Origin of the sequence: Bacillus sp. NMCN1, assembly GCF_002998085.1 — a bacterium.
In the GTDB taxonomy this organism is placed as follows: domain Bacteria; phylum Bacillota; class Bacilli; order Bacillales; family Bacillaceae; genus Bacillus.
Genome location: NZ_PVQL01000002.1, coordinates 46,465 through 67,683 on the forward strand (window position 1 = coordinate 46,465; position 21,219 = coordinate 67,683).

13 protein-coding genes are annotated in these 21,219 nt (G+C 43.2%); 5 read left to right on the top strand and 8 right to left on the bottom strand.

Annotation, left to right across the window (positions count from 1 at the left end; all coding sequences use genetic code 11):
* Window positions 1-13 precede the first annotated feature (13 nt).
* The 7 genes from C6W21_RS10105 to C6W21_RS10135 form a co-directional block, all read right to left on the bottom strand.
* Window positions 14-7,162: an amino acid adenylation domain-containing protein gene (locus C6W21_RS10105; RefSeq protein ID WP_106050256.1), complete on the bottom strand. Its 7,149-nt coding sequence runs from the start codon at window positions 7,160-7,162 to the stop codon at window positions 14-16.
* A gap of 15 nt (window positions 7,163-7,177) precedes the next feature.
* Window positions 7,178-8,083, bottom strand: a complete 906-nt coding sequence (locus C6W21_RS10110) for an isochorismatase family protein (protein ID WP_106050257.1) — start codon at window positions 8,081-8,083, stop codon at window positions 7,178-7,180.
* 19 nt (window positions 8,084-8,102) lie between these two features.
* Window positions 8,103-9,722 (bottom strand): (2,3-dihydroxybenzoyl)adenylate synthase, encoded by a 1,620-nt coding sequence (locus C6W21_RS10115; protein WP_106050258.1) that lies wholly within the window; start codon window positions 9,720-9,722, stop codon window positions 8,103-8,105.
* Window positions 9,723-9,745: 23 nt separating this feature from the next.
* Entirely contained in the window at window positions 9,746-10,927 is a 1,182-nt protein-coding gene (dhbC, locus tag C6W21_RS10120; protein WP_106056232.1) for an isochorismate synthase DhbC, read from the bottom strand.
* Window positions 10,928-10,953: 26 nt separating this feature from the next.
* Complete coding sequence (locus C6W21_RS10125) at window positions 10,954-11,739, bottom strand: 2,3-dihydro-2,3-dihydroxybenzoate dehydrogenase (RefSeq protein WP_106050260.1); 786 nt, start codon at window positions 11,737-11,739, stop codon at window positions 10,954-10,956.
* Between the two features lie 7 nt (window positions 11,740-11,746).
* Window positions 11,747-12,628 (bottom strand): alpha/beta hydrolase, encoded by an 882-nt coding sequence (locus C6W21_RS10130; protein ID WP_106050261.1) that lies wholly within the window; start codon window positions 12,626-12,628, stop codon window positions 11,747-11,749.
* 578 nt (window positions 12,629-13,206) lie between these two features.
* Window positions 13,207-14,064, bottom strand: coding sequence for a hypothetical protein (locus tag C6W21_RS10135; RefSeq protein ID WP_106050262.1), 858 nt, complete (start codon window positions 14,062-14,064; stop codon window positions 13,207-13,209).
* Between the two features lie 109 nt (window positions 14,065-14,173).
* On the opposite strand from C6W21_RS10135, the gene C6W21_RS10140 reads away from it, so the two are divergent.
* The 3 genes from C6W21_RS10140 (at window position 14,174) to C6W21_RS10150 (ending at window position 17,511) form a co-directional block, all read left to right on the top strand.
* On the top strand, window positions 14,174-15,106 hold the full coding sequence (locus C6W21_RS10140) for a DUF4885 family protein (RefSeq protein ID WP_106050263.1): 933 nt from the start codon (window positions 14,174-14,176) through the stop codon (window positions 15,104-15,106).
* Between the two features lie 497 nt (window positions 15,107-15,603).
* A complete protein-coding gene (gene dnaB / locus C6W21_RS10145; RefSeq protein WP_106050950.1) occupies window positions 15,604-16,968 on the top strand; it encodes a replicative DNA helicase in 1,365 nt (454 codons plus the stop codon).
* Between the two features lie 129 nt (window positions 16,969-17,097).
* On the top strand, window positions 17,098-17,511 hold the full coding sequence (locus C6W21_RS10150; protein WP_106050264.1) for a VOC family protein: 414 nt from the start codon (window positions 17,098-17,100) through the stop codon (window positions 17,509-17,511).
* A 232-nt stretch (window positions 17,512-17,743) separates the two neighbouring features.
* On the opposite strand, the gene C6W21_RS10155 is transcribed toward C6W21_RS10150, so the two are convergent.
* The gene (locus C6W21_RS10155) at window positions 17,744-18,949 is read right to left on the bottom strand and encodes a cytochrome P450 (protein WP_106050265.1); all 1,206 of its coding nucleotides are present in this window, start codon (window positions 18,947-18,949) and stop codon (window positions 17,744-17,746) included.
* Window positions 18,950-19,085: 136 nt separating this feature from the next.
* Here C6W21_RS10155 and C6W21_RS10160 point away from each other — a divergent pair, with 136 nt between their 5' ends.
* Together C6W21_RS10160 and C6W21_RS10165 are read left to right on the top strand one after the other, a co-directional pair.
* Window positions 19,086-19,670: a TetR/AcrR family transcriptional regulator gene (locus tag C6W21_RS10160; RefSeq protein ID WP_106050266.1), complete on the top strand. Its 585-nt coding sequence runs from the start codon at window positions 19,086-19,088 to the stop codon at window positions 19,668-19,670.
* 215 nt (window positions 19,671-19,885) lie between these two features.
* The gene (locus C6W21_RS10165; protein WP_106050267.1) at window positions 19,886-21,175 is read left to right on the top strand and encodes an adenylosuccinate synthase; all 1,290 of its coding nucleotides are present in this window, start codon (window positions 19,886-19,888) and stop codon (window positions 21,173-21,175) included.
* The last annotated feature ends 44 nt before the right edge of the window (window positions 21,176-21,219 follow it).

Genomic DNA, 21,219 nt, shown 5'->3' on the forward strand with positions numbered 1-21,219 from the left:
CTCTCCTTTATTCTTAGTGCTTTTGTTTGACCCGATGCAGTGTGTTGTCTAAGATGACACCAATTTCTGCTAGGGGTATAGGCTGGCATATGTCTTTGTGCCGGCAATGAATGTCGTGCTGTTCAATTTTTCCGTTGATATAAGGTGCCCATGCTTCGGGATCAATTGGTGTAAACCAATCTGGGATAATGGTAGATCTAAAGAATAATATGTCTCCATGATAAGTTTTTGGCTGATAATCTCCGAGCAAGCGAACTGAATTGACATAGGTTTCTTTTAGATTTCTAATGGCATCTTCACTTAAGCTTGCTAGTGCACTACCATCTTTTTTCAAGATGTCGACGGCACTTTTCATCGTGAGTGGTTCATCTGTTAAGGTATCTGGATCATAACCGCCGAGCGCAAGAAGAGCGATTAGTGCTTCTTCTTCATCAGGTGCTTCCTTAATTGGTAAGAAATGGTTCGGATAGGCATCCAGCATCGCAACGAGTGAGATTTCTTCACCTTGCTGCTGGAGCTGTGTAGCCATTGCCTGTACAACGTTTCCGCCTAGTGACCAGCCAAGAAGATGATAAGGGCCTTTTGGCTGAATCGTTTGGATGTGCTTGATATAATCCGCAGCCATATCATCTAGTGTGCGCGGGTGGTCATCTTTTCTTGCGATTCCTCGTGCTTGTAATCCATAAATAGGGATGTCTTTCTCTAATGTATTCAAGAGACCTGCATAGCACCAGCTAAGACCACCTGCTGGGTGAACACAGAAGAGAGGATATCTTTCTCCATTTGTTCGTAGTGGCAGCAAGATTTCTAGTGCGTTTTCATCGCTTCCTGTTTCTAGTTTCTCTGCCAAACTTGCAACATTTGGTGCTTCAAACAACGTTCCGATGCTTAGTTTGACACCAAGTGCATCACGAATGCGGCTGATTAAACGAACCGCAAGTAATGAATGCCCGCCAATGTCAAAAAAGCGATCGTCAATGCTGATTTTTGGCAAATCAAGCACCTCTTCAAAGAGATGGCATAGGATTTCCTCTTTTGGATTTCTTGGGCCGCGGCCATCCGTTTGCTGTATATGCCATTGAGGTGCCGGCAGTGATTTTTGATCAAGCTTCCCGTTTGCTGTAAGTGGCATGGTATCAATCTGCACATATGCCGCAGGCACCATGTAATCAGGAAGACTGGCTGCGGCAAAATGACGAAGGGTCTCTGTATCGAAACAGTCTTCTTCAGTTGTTACGATATATGCGACTAAGCGTTTGTCACCAGGCTGATCCTCTCGCATAATGACGGCAACTTGTGCAACTGCATCGTGGCGTGCCAGAACGGCTTCGATTTCTCCAAGTTCAATCCTAAACCCGCGTATTTTAATTTGATGATCAGCTCTGCCAATGTAATCAAGTGCCCCTTCTTCTGTCCAGCGTGCGAGGTCACCTGTACGATACATCCTTGTGCCAGGTGCTCCATAAGGGTCGGCAGGGAAACGGTCTGATGACAGATCAGGCCTGCCTAGATAACCTCTTGCCAAGCCAGCTCCAGCTACATACATTTCACCTGTCGTCCCAGGGGGAACAGGTTGTAGGTATTCATCTAGTACGTAAACGTGTAAATCTGGAATCGGTTCACCTATTAAGCTACTGGATTTCTTTGCGATCATGTCTCGATTGAGTACATTGTACGTAACGTGTACGGTGGTCTCTGTAATACCGTACATGTTGATTAGCTTTGGCTTACAATCTGAGTGACGGCTGTACCAATCTTCTAATCTGCTAAGCTCTAATGCTTCGCCGCCAAAGATGACATAGCGGAGTGATAATGCTTGACCAAGTGTTTGTTGTTCCTTTTCTACCTGCATGAGCTGATAGAAGGCAGAAGGGGTTTGATTAAGTACTGTCACACCTTCATCGACTAGAAGCAGGAGCATCTCTTCAGGAGAGCGAGAGATGGTATGAGGTACAATCACAAGTCGACCTCCATATAAAAGTGGTCCCCATATTTCCCATACGGAAAAATCAAAGGCATACGAATGAAACATTGTCCAAACATCCTCTTCATCAAAATGGAACCAATGTGCAGTAGATGTCAGAAGACGGATGACATTTTGGTGTGGGATGACCACTCCTTTTGGTTTGCCTGTAGAACCGGATGTATAAATAATATAGGCCGGATGCAGAGAAGATAGTGGCTCAATTCTGTCTGTATCAGCCGGATTGTGATGTGGCGTAGTCAGCAGTTGGCCGCTCGTTTCTTTTTCGTCTAACAAAATCAAATCGCAATCAGCAGGGAGATGCACTGCGTCTGCTTTTGTTGTGATGCTACAAACAGGTTTGGCATCTTGTATCATGTATGCTAGCCTGTCTGCTGGATAGTCAGGATCAAGCGGGACATAGGCTGCGCCTGCTTTATGAACGGCTAATAAACTCACGAGCATATCGATTGATCTAGGCAGGGCAAGTGCAACGAACTGTTCTGGTCCAACGCCTCTTTCTATTAATAAATGAGCAAGACGATTGGCTTTGTTGTTTAACTCTTTATAGGTAAGCTGCCTCTTGCCATCCGTTACAGCCACTCGATCAGGGTATTGCTGCGCCGTTTTTTCAAATAATGCTGGGAGAGCAGGTGCTTGGTCTAAATGAGCGATTGTTTGCTTGTCAGGGAGAAACGTTTGTCGCTCTTTTTTTGATAAGATGTTCACTTGACCAATTGGCAGATGTGGGTGCTCAGCTATCTCTGTTAAAAAGCGCTTCATTCTGTCAGCGATTGCTTGAATGGTGCTTTGTTTAAACACATCTGTGCTGAATTCAAATAACCCTGTTAACCCTGCTGCTGACCCAGTTTCGGTTCTTTGTTCTGTTAATTCGATGGTCAGATCAAATTTAGCTGATCCCACTGGTTTCACGTAGAGGTCTGAGTCAAGTTGTGCCAGCTTCATTTCGGCCTTCGGTGTATTTTGGAAGGCAAGCATGACCTGAAACAATGGATTGCGTGATCTGGATCGAGTTGGATTTAGGACTTCAACTAGCCGCTCAAATGGTAGATCCTGATGCTCATAGGCTGCTAAGTCAACGTCTCGCACTCGCTTCAATAGCTCACTAAAGGTTGGATTACCAGTTGTATTTGTACGTAATACAAGTGTGTTCACAAACAACCCCACAATGTCATCAAGTGCATCGTCATTCCGTCCAGCAATCGGACTGCCAATTGGGATATCTGTTCCCGCCCCAAGGCGTGTCAGTAATGCTGCAAGTGATGCTTGGAGCACCATGAACAAACTCACTTGATGCTGCTTTGCAAGATCAAGAAGCAGCTGGTGTAAAGCGGGTTCAATCGTAAAGTCTATCGTAGCACCGTTGAAGCTTCCTTCCTGTGGACGTGGGAAGTCATAGGGAAGCTCCAGTTCTTCTGGCAGACCATGTAATGCATCTGTCCAATAACTTAGTTGTTTGGCAAATAGACTATCTTTCTCTTCTTCACTGCCCAACAGCTTCTGCTGCCAAATGGCATAGTCAGCATATTGAACAGGTTCGGCTGGCAAGGAGATTGATTTTCCTTGCATACGGGCTTCATAAGCAACAGCTAAATCTCGTGTCAATGGTGCAAGTGACCAGCCGTCACCAGCGATGTGATGTAGCAATAGAAGCAGTACGGATCGATTTGCATCAAGCATGAATAAATCTGCTCGCAGTGCGGGTTCTTCTTCAATCTTAAAGCTATAGCGAATGGCTTCGTTTAACTGATTCTCAATTTGTTGATCGCTTGAAGCTGTGACATGGAGTTCAGGCTGAACACTTTTTGGATGTAAAATGACCTGTCTTGGCATGCCGTTCTTATTTGGAAAAATGGTTCTAAGGGTTTCATGTTTTTCAGTGATATCTGCCAGTGCACCAATTAGAGCTTTTTGATCTAGTGTACCTGTCAGCTGAATGACAAGTGGGATATTGTAAGTTGGACTTGGCCCTTCAAGGTAATGAAGGAACCAGAGCCGTTTTTGGGCAAAGGATAACGGAATCTCATCTGGCTTGTTTTCTACCTGAAGCGGCGGCCGAATGTCCTTCGCTTTGTCAATGTGCTGCGCAAGCTCAGCCACTCGAGGTGATTCAAAAATGGTACTCATGCTTAGGTCTGCACCAAGTGTATCGCGTATACGTCTAAGCAGACGAGCGGCGAGTAAGGAATGTCCGCCTAAGTCAAAGAAACTATCATCTATGCCAATTTGAGATAGGCCAAGGGTTTCTGCAAATAAACTACATAACATGTCTTCTTGGGGTGTTCTAGGTGTACGTTCAGAACTAACTAAAGACATATTTGGTGCTGGTAATGCTTTGCGATTGATTTTGCCGTTTGGTGTAAGTGGAAGTTCTGGCAAAACGACAACAGCAGTAGGAACCATGTAATCAGGAAGTAATGCAGCCACAAACTGCCTGAGCTCTGAAGGGTGCAGAGAAGTGCCATCTGTCAGCACAACATACGCACAAAGCAACTGTTGTCCAGGTTGATCCTCACGAACGATAACAGATGTATGCTTTATGGATTGGTGTTGCATAATCACGGTTTCAATTTCACCTAGTTCAATTCGGAAGCCGCGGATTTTAATTTGATGATCGGCACGGCTGATATAATCAATCGAACCATCCAAACGCCATCTGGCTAAATCACCAGTACGATACATTCTCGTGCCTTTTGTACCGAATGGATCAGCCACAAAACGTTCAGCCGTTAAATCATATCGTCCAAGATATCCTCTGGATACTCCTTCACCTGCAATATAAAGTTCACCGATTGATCCTGCTGGGACAGGGTTTAGTCCTTCATCTAAAATGTAAATACTCGTATTCCAAATTGGTTTACCAATTGGCGGCCCGCTATTCTCTTGATGTGCTGTGACATTTTCCATCGTAGACCAGATCGTCGTTTCTGTAGGTCCGTACAAATTGGTAATGTCGCATTGAAGAGATTGCAATGTGTGCAAAAGGGAGGCAGGGAGTGCTTCTCCTCCAACAAGAACACGCATACCTGTTATCACGTCAGGGTATTCATCTGCCAATTCATGCCACAACGTTGGTGTTGCCTGCATGATTGTGACATGATGAGAACGAATCATGTCTGAAAGCTTTGCTGGCTCTTGTATGATTTCTTTTTTTGCCAATAAAAGAGCAGCCCCATGTAAGAGCGGGAGGAACATTTCTAGCCCGGAAATATCAAAGGCAATGGTCGTTACCGCTAGAAGCTGATCTCCTTGATCTAATAAAAATGAATCTTGCATCGACAATATAAAGTTGATCACATTTCGCTTTGTTACAACAACACCCTTTGGTTTGCCTGTCGATCCTGACGTGTAGATGATGTATGCCGGGTGATGTGGAGAGCCTTCGTTCCAGGTCGGATTGAGATGCGGACTGCCTACGATCTCCTGATGAACAGTTGAATCATCCAGTTGAACGATGTGTGGATGGTCCAAACGGTCTGCTGTCTCTTTGACTGTGAGCAAGCACGCTGGTTTGGCATCATTTAGCATATATGCAACACGATCGCTAGGGTAATCAGGGTCTAATGGCAGATATGCGGCTCCTGTTTTGACGACGGCTAACAGACTTACGACCATATCGATGGATCGAGGCAGAGCAATTGCGACAAATTGTTCTGGTCCAATGCCATGCCTTTTCAAATAATGAGCTAATTGATTTACTCGCTGATTTAACTCTTCGTAGGTCAAAGTGGTTCCTTCAAACTGTATTGCTTTTGCTTGTGGTGTTTTGCTGACTTGTTTTTCAAATAGTTCCCGTAAAGATTCTTTTGGAAATTCTCGTTTTGTATCATTCCAGTGCTTGAGGATGTTCTCTTTTTCTTTAGACAAAAGAAGGTTGAATTGACTGATTGTCTGATCTTGTTCTAGTCCAGTTATTTCCTCCAGCAATTGAAGAAAACGATGCTGATGAGCGTCAACTGCTTGCTCTTTGTAAACGGCAGGGTTTGCATCAAAGTCGATTTGAAATCCGTTCCCATCCGCGCGGTCGTATATGTTGATCGATAAATCATCTACGGGTCCTGCTGAAAGATTATGTGCTTGGCCAATGCTCTGATCGAACATGAGATCATAATCAAATGGCATGATATTGATCTGTGGGCCGAATAATCGTTGATTTCTTCCGATGAGTTTAAAGTCTCTCCGCATGTCTTCGTGACGATATCTTTGATGAGGACGAATGGCTTTCAGTTCATCACATACTTGGCGAACAAGTGCTGAGAGCGCCATTTCTGGTTTGCATGTTAAACGAAGCGGTACTAGGTTCATGACCATTCCGGGTGTTTGTAAGGCGCAAGATCCAAGGCGCATCATAACAGGCAATCCTAAAACAATATCGTGTGCACCAGTCATACGATGCATATATAGAGCGGATGCGGCAAGAATCATTTCATGCCAGGTACAACCGAAAGCTTGAGCATTTTTTTTCATTTTGCTTACCTTTTCGGCATCATAGCTAGCGGTTTTTCGGATAAAATCATCTGAAGTTCTTGGGGCAAGCTCAGCAAGGCTGACAATTTCAGGTTGATCAGCAAAGCGATTTTTCCAAAACGCTCGATCATCTTCATACCGATTGGACTGTTGATAGGTGATCTCCTCTTGGACTACGTCATGTAAGGCTCCAAATGTTTGAGGAGGCACAGGTGTCCCTTTCGATAGGGCTGAATAGACCTCAGCAACACGGCGTGCAATGAGCGAAAAGGCGAATCCATCAATGGCAATGTGATGAATGCGCTGATACCAGATAAATCTGTCGTCAGCAAGTTGAAAAAGTACTTCACGGAATAATACATCGTTCTCTAAAGAGACTGGTGTTGAAAGATCTGCATTCATCCATGCTTTAGCCGCATCAAGCGGCTGTTTTTCATTTTGTAAATTGATATATTGAAATGGAATCTCTTTCTTAGATGTAAACCATTGCTTTGGACCGTCAGTATCCTCAACGAAGCGCATATACAAGGAATCTGCTTCTAAGACAGTCTTTCTAATGGCTGCTTCAAAGTGTATGGAGTCAATATAACCTTTAATATCTATATACTCAGCTGTATTGAAAATGGGATTAGATGGATCAAGCTGCTGCGCATACCATATGCCTGATTGGGCACCGGTTAGCGGGAATGAATCGACTGACTGGATCGACAAGGGTCTATACCTCCTTTACATGTAATCGATATTTGGGATAGATGGCTGTTTTTCTGGGAAAAGGAGAGTTCGCCAATGAGTGAGCGTTGGATTTGCTGCAAGCTCAACGAAATTGACTGTCGCTCCTTGCTGTCTCCACTTTTCCGCTAGGCTCATCATTCTAATAGAATCAAGCCCAAGGTAGACGAGATTTTCGTCAAGCGGTATTTCATTCGGCTCGATTTGGAGATACTCAGCTACTTGGTGAAGGATGGCCTCAAAAGATAGGTCATCGTCTGCTTCCTGTCCTGTTAAACGACTAATGATTTGGTTTGTCGTTGTGGTGACCGCACAGCGTTCAGCTGCATAGGTCATTGCCATTTTGTGATGCTTAAGTGAAAAGTCAGCAACGGCATCGGCGACAAAAAAGGTTTCAATATCGAGCATGAATGCTTCTGCGGCTGTCAGCATACAGCCAATATGTGCATATACGCCAGTAATGATCAGTTGATCACGCCCGCCTTCTTGAAGAATATCTAAAAAATTGGATTTTTTGAATGCGCTATAACGCCATTTTGTCAGCATTGTATCTGCTTCAGATGGAGCAAGCTGATCAATGATTTTTGTCAATGCTTCATCATCACCAAGTCCAGGTCCCCAAAAATCTGTTAATAAGGCACGATCCTTCGGGTCTTGGTCACCTGGTTGAGCTGTATAGACGACTGGAATTCCAAGTTCATTGCATGTATTACGTAATTGTTCAATATGTTGAACTAACTCTGTGATCGGTGATGTATCTTGTTGAAATGCATTTAAAAAATATTGCTGCATGTCATGTATCAGTAGGACAGCACGTTTCGGATCCGGTATCCAGTTCACTTTATTTTCGGGTAAATCTTGTGTGCTCGGCATTGGATACGCAGGAATAGTAGGGATTGCCATGGTTTTCACTCCTCTTTTTTTATACGTTGGCAGTATGGATTGCAGCTAATTCTCTTAATGCTTTTTTACTGACTTTGCCTACACCTGTTTGTGGGAACGCATCGATCCATTCAATGCGGTCAGGAATTTTATAGGCGGCGAGCCCGCGTTCTCTTAGAAATGACTTTAAGGCCGCGGGCGCTGGTTTGCTGTTGCCTTTCGCAATAACAAAGGCACATGAGCGTTCGCCAAGAAACGGATCTGGCATGGACACCATGGCGGCATCATGAATGTCAGCATGCGCAAGTAAATGGTTTTCGACTTCTTCAGCGGCAACCTTTTCGCCACCACGATTGATTTGATCCTTGTCTCTGCCTTCTACAACAACATTTCCTTCTTTGGTTAATCGCACGATGTCACCTGTTCTGTAAAAGCCATCGGGTGTAAATGCTTTTTTGTTTTGTTCATCGGCTTGATAGTAGCCACGAATCGTATAAGGTCCTCTTGTTAAAAGATGTCCAGCCACTTCATTCGGGACGGGCTTGTCCTCATCATCTACCACTAGTACCTCATCATATTCAGACATCGGGCGTCCTTGTGTATGAATAATGACATGTTCAGGATCATCTAATCGGGTATAGTTGACCAGACCTTCTGCCATGCCAAAAACTTGCTGGAGCTTACATCCAAGGGCAGGCATCACTCGTTTTGCTGCCTCAGCACTTAATTTAGCACCACCGACTTGTAAGACCTCAAGACTCGATAAGTCATCTGATCGTTGAGGAGCGGCCTCTAGCCAAATCAATGCGATAGGTGGAACCACAGCGGTAATGGTCGCTCGTTCTTTTTCAATGAGTGGAAAGACTACATCAGGGCTTGATCCAGGTGCAAGAACGACTCTTCCGCCTGCGTATAACGTCCCAAGGACTCCAGGCGAGCTTAATGGATAGTTGTGTGCAACTGGAAGTGTAGCTAGATACACACTATCCTGTGTGAGCTCGCACACTTCATTGCTTTTCCAAAGACTATAAATATAGTCATCATGTGTGCGGGGAATGAGTTTTGAAAGGCCTGTGCTGCCTCCAGATAACTGAAGAAACGCAATATCGCTTGCTTCTACATGAATTTGAGGATCAAGCGCTGGGTCCTTGCGCAGATCATCCAAGGCAAGGAATTCCTCAGCTTCCCCTGCAACAATGACATGAGGCAATGAGGGAAGCTTTTCTCTCACTTGACGTGCAAGTGATCGATAATCAAAGCCGCCGTCGATATCTGTAATAACATATGCGTCTGCTTCGGCAAACTCAATAAAATAAGTGATTTCACTGCTTCTATGAGATGGTAGCGAGAAGACGGGTAAAGCACCGATTCGAAATAAAGCGAAAATGACTTCAAAAAAAGCAGGAATGTTAGGAAGCTGAACGACAACTCGACTTCCCTTTTGAATTCCAAGCTGATGAAAACCGGCGGCAAGACTGCTGACGCGCTCATCAAGTTCTTGGTAGCTCATGTGCGTATCAGCGTATGTAATTGCTGTTTTATTCCCTAACGATATGGCGCGTTCACGAAGCATGCCGCTAAAGGTTTCCCCACGCCAACAGCCGTTTTCACGGTAGCGTTTTGCAAATTCTTCTGGCCATGTAGGTGGTTGAACAAACATGTTTTGTCATCTCCTATGTATTTTTATAGCTGATGGATGCCCATCGCATGAAGCATCGTGTTGAATTTTGCAGATGTTTCGGCTAGCTCTTCTTCTGCCTTTGATCCTTTGACCACTCCTGCACCAGCAAAGAGGCGAAGGGAGTGCCCCTCAGCTTCTGCACAACGAATGGTGACAATCCAATCACCATCACCATTTGCATCTGACCAACCGATCATTCCTGTGAAAAATCCTCGATCGAAGGGTTCAATCGCTTGGATTGCTTCACGAGCATCTGCTGTAGGTGTTCCGCATACTGCGGGTGTTGGATGAAGGCTAAGCGCTAAATCAATTGAGGATACACCTGCATCTGCTAATTCACCTTTTACGACAGTAGATAAATGCCACATCGTTTCTGTTTGTATGACGGATGGTGATGCAGGCACATCTAGTGTATGACAGTAAGGAGCAAGCGCTTTAGTGACAGCATCGACAACCACTGCATGCTCGTGTAAATCCTTCGCTGAAGTAAGGAGTTCATCGTGACGACGCTGGTCTTCTACTGGATCTGAACTGCGTGGTCTAGAACCAGCAAGTGGATTGGAAATAACAGATGAACCAGTTTTTGAAAGAAGCAGCTCAGGGCTTGCCCCAAGCAGTGTGCGCTTTTGGGAAGATTCCGGGTCGGCTACATTTGTAGCAAACGTATAGCCAGTCGTATTACGACGAGCAAGTCGTTCGAGTATTGCTTTCGTATTAATTTCTCGATTTGATTTGAGATGGAGAGATCTAGAGAGTACGATTTTGCTAAGCTCTCCTTTCTCAATTTTAGCTAACCCTTCGTTCACACCATTCATGTAGACATCTGGAGAGGGTACAGGTGTCACCTCATAGGATGGAGCTGCCACTTCCGTCTCCTCATCACCTTGATGAAATTCGAGTGGATCACTAAACTGTACATGGAGTGGAACACTTAAACGAACGGGTTGCGCTGGATCAAACGGAACAGCACCAGCAACAATCGGTGTTCGAATACCAGCTTGTTTGGCAGCGTCAAATACGTGAGCTACCCTTGTGGATAGTTCATTTAGCTGATTGGTTTCAATATGCTGGAAAATCCCTTCTGCAAGTATCGTGCGTTTAGGGGAAGCAAGGAAAAAAGCGCCTGGCTGATAGTCTTGAATCAACTGTAGTTTTTCTTCTGACGACAATAGTGAATGTTTCATGAAAAGGCCTCCTTTTTAATGAAATGCTAGATTCCGAGTGTTGCGCCACCATCAATCGTGAGATTCTGCATCGTAATATGACTGGACTGCTCAGATGCAAAGAAGATTACTGCATCAGCGATGTTTTGAGGATCAGCGATTTTTTGTAAAGGAATACCGGTTTTATACGTCTCTAATGAACCTTTGATCACATGGTCTGCTCCTTGTTCATCAGACCATAAAGCCCATTGCATAGGTGTTGCGGTAGAGCCAGGAGAGACGACATTGCATCTGATTCCATAGGCTGATAGCTCTAATCCAAGCGTTTTTGTAAAGGAAGTAGCTGCGGCTTTTGAAGCGGCATAGGCAGCCATATTCATTCTAGGAATGGCACCTGCGTTAGAGCTGACGGTCACAATGACCCCTTCTGATCTTTTCATCATGTATTTGGAGACAGCTTGAGATACGTAAAAGACACCATGTGTGTTGACTGCGAAGGTTTGTTGCCAGTCATCTGCACAAAGCTGGTCAATAGAACCGATTCGAAGAATGCCTGCTACATTGACTAGTAAATAAATGGGTCCGAGCTGCTTTTCAATTTGATCGACAATGTGTTGAACAGAAGCTTGATCGGTAATGTCACCTGGATAGGCAAAGGCGCGTATGCCTTCATCATTCATTTGTTGGATGGTGCTTTGCAGCTGATCTTCATTTGCGTCAACTGCTGCAATGATCGCACCTTCTTCGGATAGTCTTTTTGCGACTGCATGCCCAATACCTTGTCCTGCGCCTGTGATAAGGGCAATCTTTTGAGATAGACCACTATGTTTCATGCGTTCACTACCTTTCTTTCATGTCTGTGGTTGTTAAAGGATCATCATGATAGAGTGCAAAACGAAAAGCGTAATTCATCAGCACCGGTAAAACGGACGTATGTCCTTCTTCAGGGAACTCATGATAGGCCGTATGTAAGCCATATGAGGATAAAGGCAACATACGATTTGCTAGTGACTTTGCATGATCATTCATTTGACATGGATGATGTTTTTCTAACTCACCTACACCTACAAGCAGCCTGACATTCATAGGCACCTGACGTATACGGTTGGTGAATTGGTCTTCTTTTTCTAGAAATAATTTTTTATTCCAGTGGATAGAAGGACTGCCCGCAATATATGTCTGATAAGCTTCAGGGTGCTCAAATAGTGTGTGTAATACAAAAAGACCGCCAAGAGAATGCCCAAACAGTGTTTGACGACTCAGGTTGATCGGAAAGCGTTGCTCGATATAAGGCTTTACAGTCTTTTCTAAAAAAGAAAAGAAAGCAGAGGCTCCGCCATATGTATGGATGGAGAAGTCCTTTCTTTTGCTCCCAATGGAAGCGTCAGGGCTGGTAAGAGTGAGATCATAATGCCTGAGCGGATGATAGGGCGCTTCTGTCTGATAGCCAATTCCAACAATGATGGCAGGTACGACACCTGTTTTTTCAGGTCTTCTTGACTGTAAACGAATTGCTTCGACCATTGTGCCAAAAAGTGAATTCCCATCAAGCACGTACATGACTGGAAAACCAGCCGCTGGAGGAGTAGTATTCGGTTTAAATATAAAAAGTCTGTATGGGTGTGCTGTGATATCCAGTTGCTCCGTCCCAGGTATAAAAAAAGGACGGCTTTCTCCGAAAAGTGAATCCTCAGTACCCATTCCTTCAGGGCGTTTGGACATATGTAAAAAATCTCCTTCCTCAAATTGACCCTCATACGATGATAAAAGCAGGCTTGCGGATATTGGATGAGTGTAGTAATTGATGAAAGGTTCCACCAAATGAAAATGATTCTCAACTATCACGCAAGCAAATCAAATGATAATGGTTATCAATTATGAAGTCAAATGTTCATAAAGTTGTGTATTTGATCTTTTAAATCTCAATATTCAGAAAATAACAGACTAACTCACTAACAAATGATTGAAATAGGGAATACCGGACCTTGTCATTTAAAAAGAGGAGAAATGTCAAAAGACCTTGACTGTCTCGGAATATTTACCATTTTCTTCTGTTTGATTCAGGAATAAATATAGGCTTTTCTTCTCGAAATAATTTTGAGGAAAAATAAGTCTATAGACCCACTTGTATTTTTAGGAAAAAAGAGGGGGATTTTGCGAAAAGCTGGTGATCATATCTCACAACTTATTCAATATCATGCGTAGCTGTTTTAAGAGTGGCGAAGTATAGCATTAAAAAAGTAAGGGATGTACCCTTACTTTTTGATCAATTGGTGTACATGTCTGTAAACACCATTAAATTAGAATCCATCTGTGACATCATATTCGTAACGGATATCGGCTTTGACATTGCTCATAGTAGATCTCGCTGTAGCTTTTGCGTTGTACTTAAAGCTCCATTTTTGAGCGACTTTTAATTGATCTTCCAGAGAAATACGGTAAGAACCACTTGTTGCAGATGAAAAAACGGATTCGTTCCAAATCTTGTTTTCATCAGCCATCAGTTTATGTGTGACATTTCCTTGGTTAGGCGATTGGGTACTAGTTGTTGAAATCGATTTAACGATTGCATTTTTAGGAATAGAAGAATTGTTCGTTAAATCCATTGTAATGATAGAAGAATCAACTCCCAAAAAATTCAAAGAAGTATTCCCCGAGTTGATAGCGGCTCCCGTAAAATTGAATGTCCCATTTCCAGATTTGATACGATCTTGAATGGAGACAGTAAAATACATATTCCCTGTATATGTACCACGGGTCACTTTCACAAAATATGTTTCTGAAGTAGAAGTAACGTCACCAGTATTTGCAAATATAAAGGGCGTTACTGAATCAGGATTAATCACTCTTGACCCTGGCTTAGAACTCTTCGAATTATACACCTCGATTTTCATCCCTGTATATTGCTTATCATATGAACTTCGCACATAAACCCTTTCACCCTTATTGATCGTGAACTGATAATACGCTTCATTTTCACCTTCAGGTAAGATTGTTGTATCTGGACGATTATTTTTCCAATATCCCATTGAGCTTGCTGTGTTAGGGCTGTTATTCCCAGTAATAGCTGCTTCCGCTGAATGAGGTGCAAAAAAACTAGTAACAAGCACTAATACCAATGCAGGTAATAAAAAACGTTTGAAGAAAGTATTTGTCATATTTTAACCCTCCTTGTAATAATTACTATATCGGATCAAAACTAACAAATTTTAACTGAATTGCCGATATATTTAATAATCACTAATTTTTTTAAAAAGGAGAATCAAAATGAATATTAATACGTCATACACGGCAGGTGCTTCAAACAATCAGAACAGAATAGACTATAAAGGTCAATCAGCTATTAAAAGTACAAATGAGGTGATGACCGAATCTGATAGACGAATGAAAATATTAGATGAAAAATACGAAAAAATAAATGAACAAAATAAACGTTTCAAAAATCCTCATGGTCATATACACGATAAGTATAGAAATTCTTACTCTCCTTATTTCAGGAATGATCTAACTAAAGTAGAGAGAGAAGCTGCTTATACGATGGAGATTGGCTGGGCTAATTCTGGAAAAGGAGGTCAATATGACTTTAATGACGCCATCTTCCGCAATGAAAAACGGTACGATCCTACCCAAGAAAGTGTAGAAAAGAAAATATTCAACAGACAGAAGGTAAACGAACAACTGCAAGCTTTATTTTCTACCAATGGTTTAAACATTCCCAAAAACACTAATTTAACTTTTACCATTGACCCAAATCATTTTAAATTAGTGGTGAGTGGATCAAAAGACGAAACGCTGGTCAAACAAATAGAAGACCTATTGAATACAACCAATAATACAAGAGAACTATTTTTCCATATTATGAAAAGTAGAAATGAAGATTCTACTCAATTTACGCCGGATTCTCTTGCCAAGTTCCACCTTGTCAATCAAATCAAAACGGTGACAGGCTACAATTTAAAAGATTTAAGCATTGTAAACGGTCAATTTGTCACGGATAACGGGACGAATATCTTTGATATATACAAAGAAGAACTCCTGAAAAATCCATACACAGCAGAAAATGCGCGCATTGCCGCTTCACATTATGGTGCACAGCTATTTGATCTAGCGAAAAACGGATTTGATTCTATTCCCGATTTGGTACTATCTATTGGTTATCAAAACGGGTCTTTATATGATATTGGACAAAAAGAAAATTAAGGACTTAAGAAAACGATAGATTAAAAAAACGCATTCGAACATGCCATGTTGGAGCGTCGATCACAGGTGTGAACTTCAACAGATAAAAATCTGATACAGAAGGACTCTATAACAACTTATGTTATAGAGTCTCAGCGTGTAGACAAACCCTCGCATTCGGTGTCAGGTCTGCGCTCCGGTGCTTACGAATATCAAATTCGCTCTGCTCCGGTGCTCGTCCTTCCTAGACTGCAAAGGTTTTCTATCACGCTGGAAAGAAGACAAAGGGCTAAAACCTAGATCATTTTAGCCCTTTGTCAACAATCTGGGACTCTATAACAACTTATGTTATAGAGTCTTTTCTATTGAAGTGCGTTAGTTTTGCTGTTCAGAAACACACTGTTCAACGAAACATCCTCATGGTAATTTTGACTATAGTCGATGTTTTTCACTTTTTTAATGATGAAAATGTTAAAATGATGAGTAGCGTATTTTTTTATGAAAGGACGGTGCTTGGCATGACGGAACTTCTCGATGACCGGCTGCCGCCGCAAAATATAGAAGCCGAGCAGGCCGTATTAGGTGCTGTTTTTTTAGAACCATCTGCGCTCACGCTCGCTTCTGAAGTATTAATTCCAGAGGATTTCTATAGAATGTCGCATCAAAAGATATACAATGCGATGCTTATACTTGGCGATAGAGGGGAACCGGTTGACCTTGTCACGGTGACTTCTGAACTTGCCAATACAGATTTACTAGAAGAGGTAGGCGGGATTTCGTATTTAACCGATATTGCGAACTCTGTCCCAACTGCCGCAAACATTGAATACTATGCAAAAATTGTAGAAGAGAAATCAATTTTAAGACGTCTGATCCGTACGGCGACAACCATTGCACAGGATGGGTACACGCGTGAGGATGAAGTAGAGAATCTGTTGAGTGATGCTGAAAAGACCATTATGGAAGTGGCGCAGCGTAAAAACTCAGGAGCTTTCCAAAACATTAAGGACGTTCTTGTTCAGACATATGATAATATTGAACAGCTTCATAACCGCAAAGGTGATATCACAGGGATTCCAACAGGTTTCTCAGAGCTTGACCGAATGACTGCTGGATTCCAGCGAAATGACTTAATCATTGTAGCGGCTCGTCCATCAGTAGGGAAAACAGCCTTCGCATTGAACATCGCACAAAATGTCGCGACCAAAACGGACGAAAGTGTCGCCATCTTTAGTTTAGAGATGGGGGCTGAGCAGCTCGTCATGCGTATGCTTTGTGCAGAGGGGAATATCAATGCACAGAACCTAAGAACCGGTAATCTGACAGAAGAGGACTGGGGCAAGCTGACAATGGCGATGGGCTCGCTATCAAATAGTGGGATTTTCATTGATGATACACCTGGAATTAGAGTAAGTGAAATTCGCTCGAAATGCCGCCGTTTGAAGCAAGAAAATGGTCTTGGCATGATCCTGATTGACTACTTGCAGCTCATTCAAGGGAGCGGACGATCAAGCGATAACCGTCAGCAAGAGGTTTCTGAAATCTCTAGGGCATTAAAATCGCTGGCGAGGGAACTTGAAGTTCCAGTTATTGCTTTGTCTCAGCTTTCACGCGGAGTAGAGCAGCGTCAGGACAAACGGCCAATGATGTCTGATATTCGTGAATCGGGAAGTATCGAGCAGGATGCCGATATCGTGGCATTCCTTTATCGTGATGATTACTACGACAAAGAATCGGAGAATAAGAACATTATTGAAATCATCATTGCCAAACAGCGTAACGGCCCAGTTGGTACAGTTTCACTGGCGTTCGTCAAAGAATATAACAAATTCGTCAACCTGGAAAGAAGATTTGACGATGCGGGTGTTCCACCCGGTGCTTAAAGCCCAGCTCAAGAAGCTGGGCTTTTTTTGATGGATCTACATCGAAAGAATGATTGAAAAACGGTCGAAATGAGGAGGAGAGGTAGAGAGAGAAATCGTATACTAAAAGGAGAAAAGGAGTGATGACTGATGAAATTTCAACAGTTCGAAGCCGCTCAATTACGCATCGCACGCCCGACCGTCAACATGGAAGAGGTTGTTTCCTTTTATGAAGAAGGCTTAGGGCTCAAACGAATAGGCTCATTTGATCAGCATGAAGGATACGATGGTGTCATGCTGGGGCTTCCTCATCAGCATGTTCATTTAGAAATCACCAAACATGAAGAAGAAGAAAGCCTGCCCGCCCCGCATCCAGAACAGCTTCTTGTGTTCTACATTCCAGATGCTGAGGAATTTCAGCGAATGAAAGAGAGATTGATCTCATTTGGCGGACGGCAAGTCACCTCTACAAATCCATACTGGGAACGGGGAGGAGCAACCATTGAAGATCCAGATGGGTATCGCATTGTGCTCATGAACACAGATGGAATCACCCCCGTTTAAAAAAGGACTCCCATGCTGGGGAGTCTTCAGTGTGTAGGCAAACCCTCGCATTCGGTGTCAGGTCTGCGCGCCGGTGCTCACGAATGTCAAATTCGCTCTGCTCCGGTACTCGACCTTCCTAGACTGCAAAGGTTTTCTATCACACTGAAAAGAAGACAAAAGGCTAAAATAAAGATCATTTTAGCCCTTTGCCAACAATTTTAAGACTCCCATGCCTGGGAGTCTTTTTCTGTTATGAACGAGGCGTGACACGCAGTTTCAGCTCTTTCAGTCCATACATACTGCTGCTTGTCATCGGAACGTAAGAGAGGAGCTCTAGCGCCTCATATCGTTCCATTAAGGCCTTTATAGCTGTACATGCTTCAAGACGTGCTAGTGGCGCGCCAAGACAGAAATGGATGCCGTGCCCGAAACCAATATGAGGGTTAGGGTGGCGGTGTATATCGTATTCATGTGCGTTTGAAAATTGACGCTCATCCCGGTTGGCAGAAGCAAGAAACACAATCACATTGTCTCCCTTTTTCAACACTTTTCCTCCAAGTTCTGTGTCTTTTGTGACATAGCGGACGATCGTAGGAGCCGGTGCACGAAAACGGACGGCTTCCTCCACCGCACGTGGGATGAGTTCAGGTGATTGAGCGAGCGCTTCATACGCACCCGGCTGTTCTAACAGGCTGAAGATCATATTAGAGATCAGATTGGTGGTTGTTTCGTTGCCGGCTAAAAGAAGAAGATTACAGAATGGAATTAATTCATCCGCTGCCAGCTTGTCTCCATTCTCCTCCGCTTGAATGATGAGGGAAATCAAATCATCACCGAGGTTATGACGTTTCTTTTCAATGATGTCTGCAAAAAACGCCATCATGTCCGCTTCTCCTTGGTCCCGAGTTTTCTGCCATTCCGCTACATCTTCCTTATTTTCGCTTTTAGGCATACTGACAAGAATATCTGACCATTCTTTAAAGGATTGTTTATGCTCTGACGGCACACCTAAAAGCTCTGCAATCACGATGACAGGGAGTGGATAAGAGATGTCTTGCACTAGGTCAATCTCTTTTTTCCCTTCTATTTGTGCCATGAGTTCATCCATCAACTCTTGAATACGCGGCTCCCACAATTTCATCACTCGAGGTGTAAAGGCTTTGCTGACAATGGAGCGGATGCGAGTGTGATTGGGCGGGTCCATCATCACCATTGTTTTCATCAGGGAATGCTTCCGCCGGTCTTTAGGAGGCTGACTAGAAAAGGTATCTTTATCGATTGCCACACGTTTTGCTTCTTCATAGGTGAATACACTCCATGTTTGGTTGATTTCGTCAAAATGAACAGGGGATGTCTGACGCATGTTGGCATACCAATCAAATGGGTTATACGGATCCTGCTTGTTTTTTCCTCTTAATAACGCTTTTTGCACGGCAGTTGGTGTTGTTGTTTCCACGATCATCACTCCTTATAGGTTGTCAGATGATTCCTTTTTTTCATTGTGTTAGATTAAAGTTAATTCATCAGCCTGGAGGATTCAACCAACAGAAAAGCGAAATCTGTTGAAGAAAATAGGAAGGGGAGAGCGATTTGTGGCGGACTGCTACAGAGGGGATAAGCGTGCAACGGAATCAAAACAGCAATTAAGAAAAGCGTTATTTCATTTATTAAGAGAGAAGGAATGGGGAAAGATTTCCGTACAGGATTTAACGAAAAAGGCAGGCATCCATCGCACCACCTTCTATCAGCATTATGAAGATAAGTTTGATCTTGCCCAGCAGGTCATGGATGAGATGTTTGATGTGATGAAAGCAGCTATTTTTGCTCCTGTACAAGAAGAGGATTGGCAGGCAGACCACGCAGCATATGTGTATATTTTTCGATTTTATCAGCACTTGCAGGAACATGAAGAGGAGTATCAGATTCTCTTGAAACGAGGGAGAGAGCTTAATATTCATCAGACAGCCAGTGCTTTTTTTGAGGAAAGTTTTTCTTTGGGGTTAGAGGAGGTCGCGGGTTCAAAACCTGACCCGCATCATGTTCCTCTCGAGATGCAGAAGCAATTTGTCATTTCTGCTTATGTTGGAACCGCTGAATGGTGGCTGAGGAAAGGAAGACCGTATTCACCTGACTTCATGGCAAGCTCGATGATTCAATTAATTGAAAATCATGAATAAAGCGGGAATCGATAAAAACAGTTGTTTTTGCTCAAAATCTTCTTTTTCAAGCGTAGAAGAAGCGATTAAAGCGCTTTTCCTCACATTTAAAGCGAACAAAATTTGATTTAGAGATATTAATGTTCGGATTTAGCGTTGACTTTTTCGGTTTGCATTGATAAAATAAATGTGTTTGAAAGAGATAACGTTTTGAAAGGTTAACGGAGGTGCACGATATGTCTTCAGTAGTCGTAGTAGGTACGCAGTGGGGTGACGAAGGGAAAGGGAAAATTACCGATTTCCTTTCAGAAAATGCAGAGGTGATTGCCCGTTATCAAGGGGGAAACAATGCAGGTCACACGATCAAATTTGATGGAGTGACTTACAAGCTACACCTCATTCCGTCCGGTATTTTTTATAAAGAGAAAACTTGTGTCATCGGTAATGGAATGGTGGTTGATCCTAAAGCGTTGGTCACTGAGCTTGCGTATCTTCACGAACGGAATGTGAGTACAGATAACCTCAGAATCAGCAATAGAGCCCATGTGATTCTGCCTTACCATTTAAAATTGGACGAGGTAGAAGAAGAGCGGAAAGGGGCTAACAAGATCGGTACGACGAAAAAAGGAATCGGACCAGCTTATATGGACAAAGCAGCTCGTATCGGTATCCGTGTCGCAGATCTATTAGATCGTGAAGTATTTGAAGAGAAGCTTGCACGTAATCTAGAAGAGAAAAATCGTCTTTTAGAGAAAATGTACGACACAGAAGGCTTCAAGATTGAAGATATTTTAGACGAGTATTATGAATATGGCCAGCAAGTGAAAAAATATGTCGTGGACACATCTGTTGTCTTGAATGACGCACTAGATGAAGGACGACGTGTGCTATTTGAAGGAGCACAAGGAGTTATGCTTGATATTGATCAAGGGACATATCCATTTGTCACGTCATCTAACCCAGTAGCTGGAGGAGTGACGATTGGTTCTGGTGTAGGACCAACGAAAATTCAACATGTGGTCGGCGTGTCAAAAGCGTATACTACACGTGTTGGAGATGGCCCATTCCCAACAGAACTCCATGATGACATCGGCGATCAAATCCGTGAGGTTGGCCGTGAATACGGTACAACAACTGGACGCCCGCGCCGTGTTGGCTGGTTTGACAGTGTCGTTGTCCGCCATGCTCGCCGTGTGAGCGGGATTACAGATCTATCTCTTAACTCAATTGATGTACTGACAGGGATTGAAACATTGAAAATCTGTGTCGCATATAAATTGAACGGAGAAATCACAGAAGAATTCCCAGCAAGTCTAAATGAATTAGCGAAATGTGAGCCTGTCTACGAAGAAATGCCAGGATGGACAGAGGATATTACAGGCGTGAAGAATTTAAGCGAACTGCCTGAAAATGCCCGTCATTATTTAGAGCGCATTTCACAATTAACAGGTATTCCACTTTCCATTTTCTCAGTCGGACCAGATCGTTCACAAACGAACGTTGTCCGTAGCGTGTACCGTCCATAATAATAGACTGATCAGACACCAGTAAAATTGCACATTTTACTGGT

Excerpts from the sequence above, each read along its gene's own strand:
- C6W21_RS10135 (WP_106050262.1), bottom strand. The coding sequence starts at position 14,064 with ATGACAAATACTTTCTTCAAACGTTTTTTATTACCTGCATTGGTATTA.
- C6W21_RS10165 (WP_106050267.1), top strand. The coding sequence starts at position 19,886 with ATGTCTTCAGTAGTCGTAGTAGGTACGCAGTGGGGTGACGAAGGGAAA.
- dnaB (WP_106050950.1), top strand. The coding sequence starts at position 15,604 with ATGACGGAACTTCTCGATGACCGGCTGCCGCCGCAAAATATAGAAGCC.
- C6W21_RS10115 (WP_106050258.1), bottom strand. The coding sequence starts at position 9,722 with ATGTTTGTTCAACCACCTACATGGCCAGAAGAATTTGCAAAACGCTAC.
- C6W21_RS10110 (WP_106050257.1), bottom strand. The coding sequence starts at position 8,083 with ATGGCAATCCCTACTATTCCTGCGTATCCAATGCCGAGCACACAAGAT.
- C6W21_RS10130 (WP_106050261.1), bottom strand. The coding sequence starts at position 12,628 with ATGTCCAAACGCCCTGAAGGAATGGGTACTGAGGATTCACTTTTCGGA.
- C6W21_RS10150 (WP_106050264.1), top strand. The coding sequence starts at position 17,098 with ATGAAATTTCAACAGTTCGAAGCCGCTCAATTACGCATCGCACGCCCG.
- C6W21_RS10140 (WP_106050263.1), top strand. The coding sequence starts at position 14,174 with ATGAATATTAATACGTCATACACGGCAGGTGCTTCAAACAATCAGAAC.
- C6W21_RS10125 (WP_106050260.1), bottom strand. The coding sequence starts at position 11,739 with ATGAAACATAGTGGTCTATCTCAAAAGATTGCCCTTATCACAGGCGCA.
- dhbC (WP_106056232.1), bottom strand. The coding sequence starts at position 10,927 with ATGAAACATTCACTATTGTCGTCAGAAGAAAAACTACAGTTGATTCAA.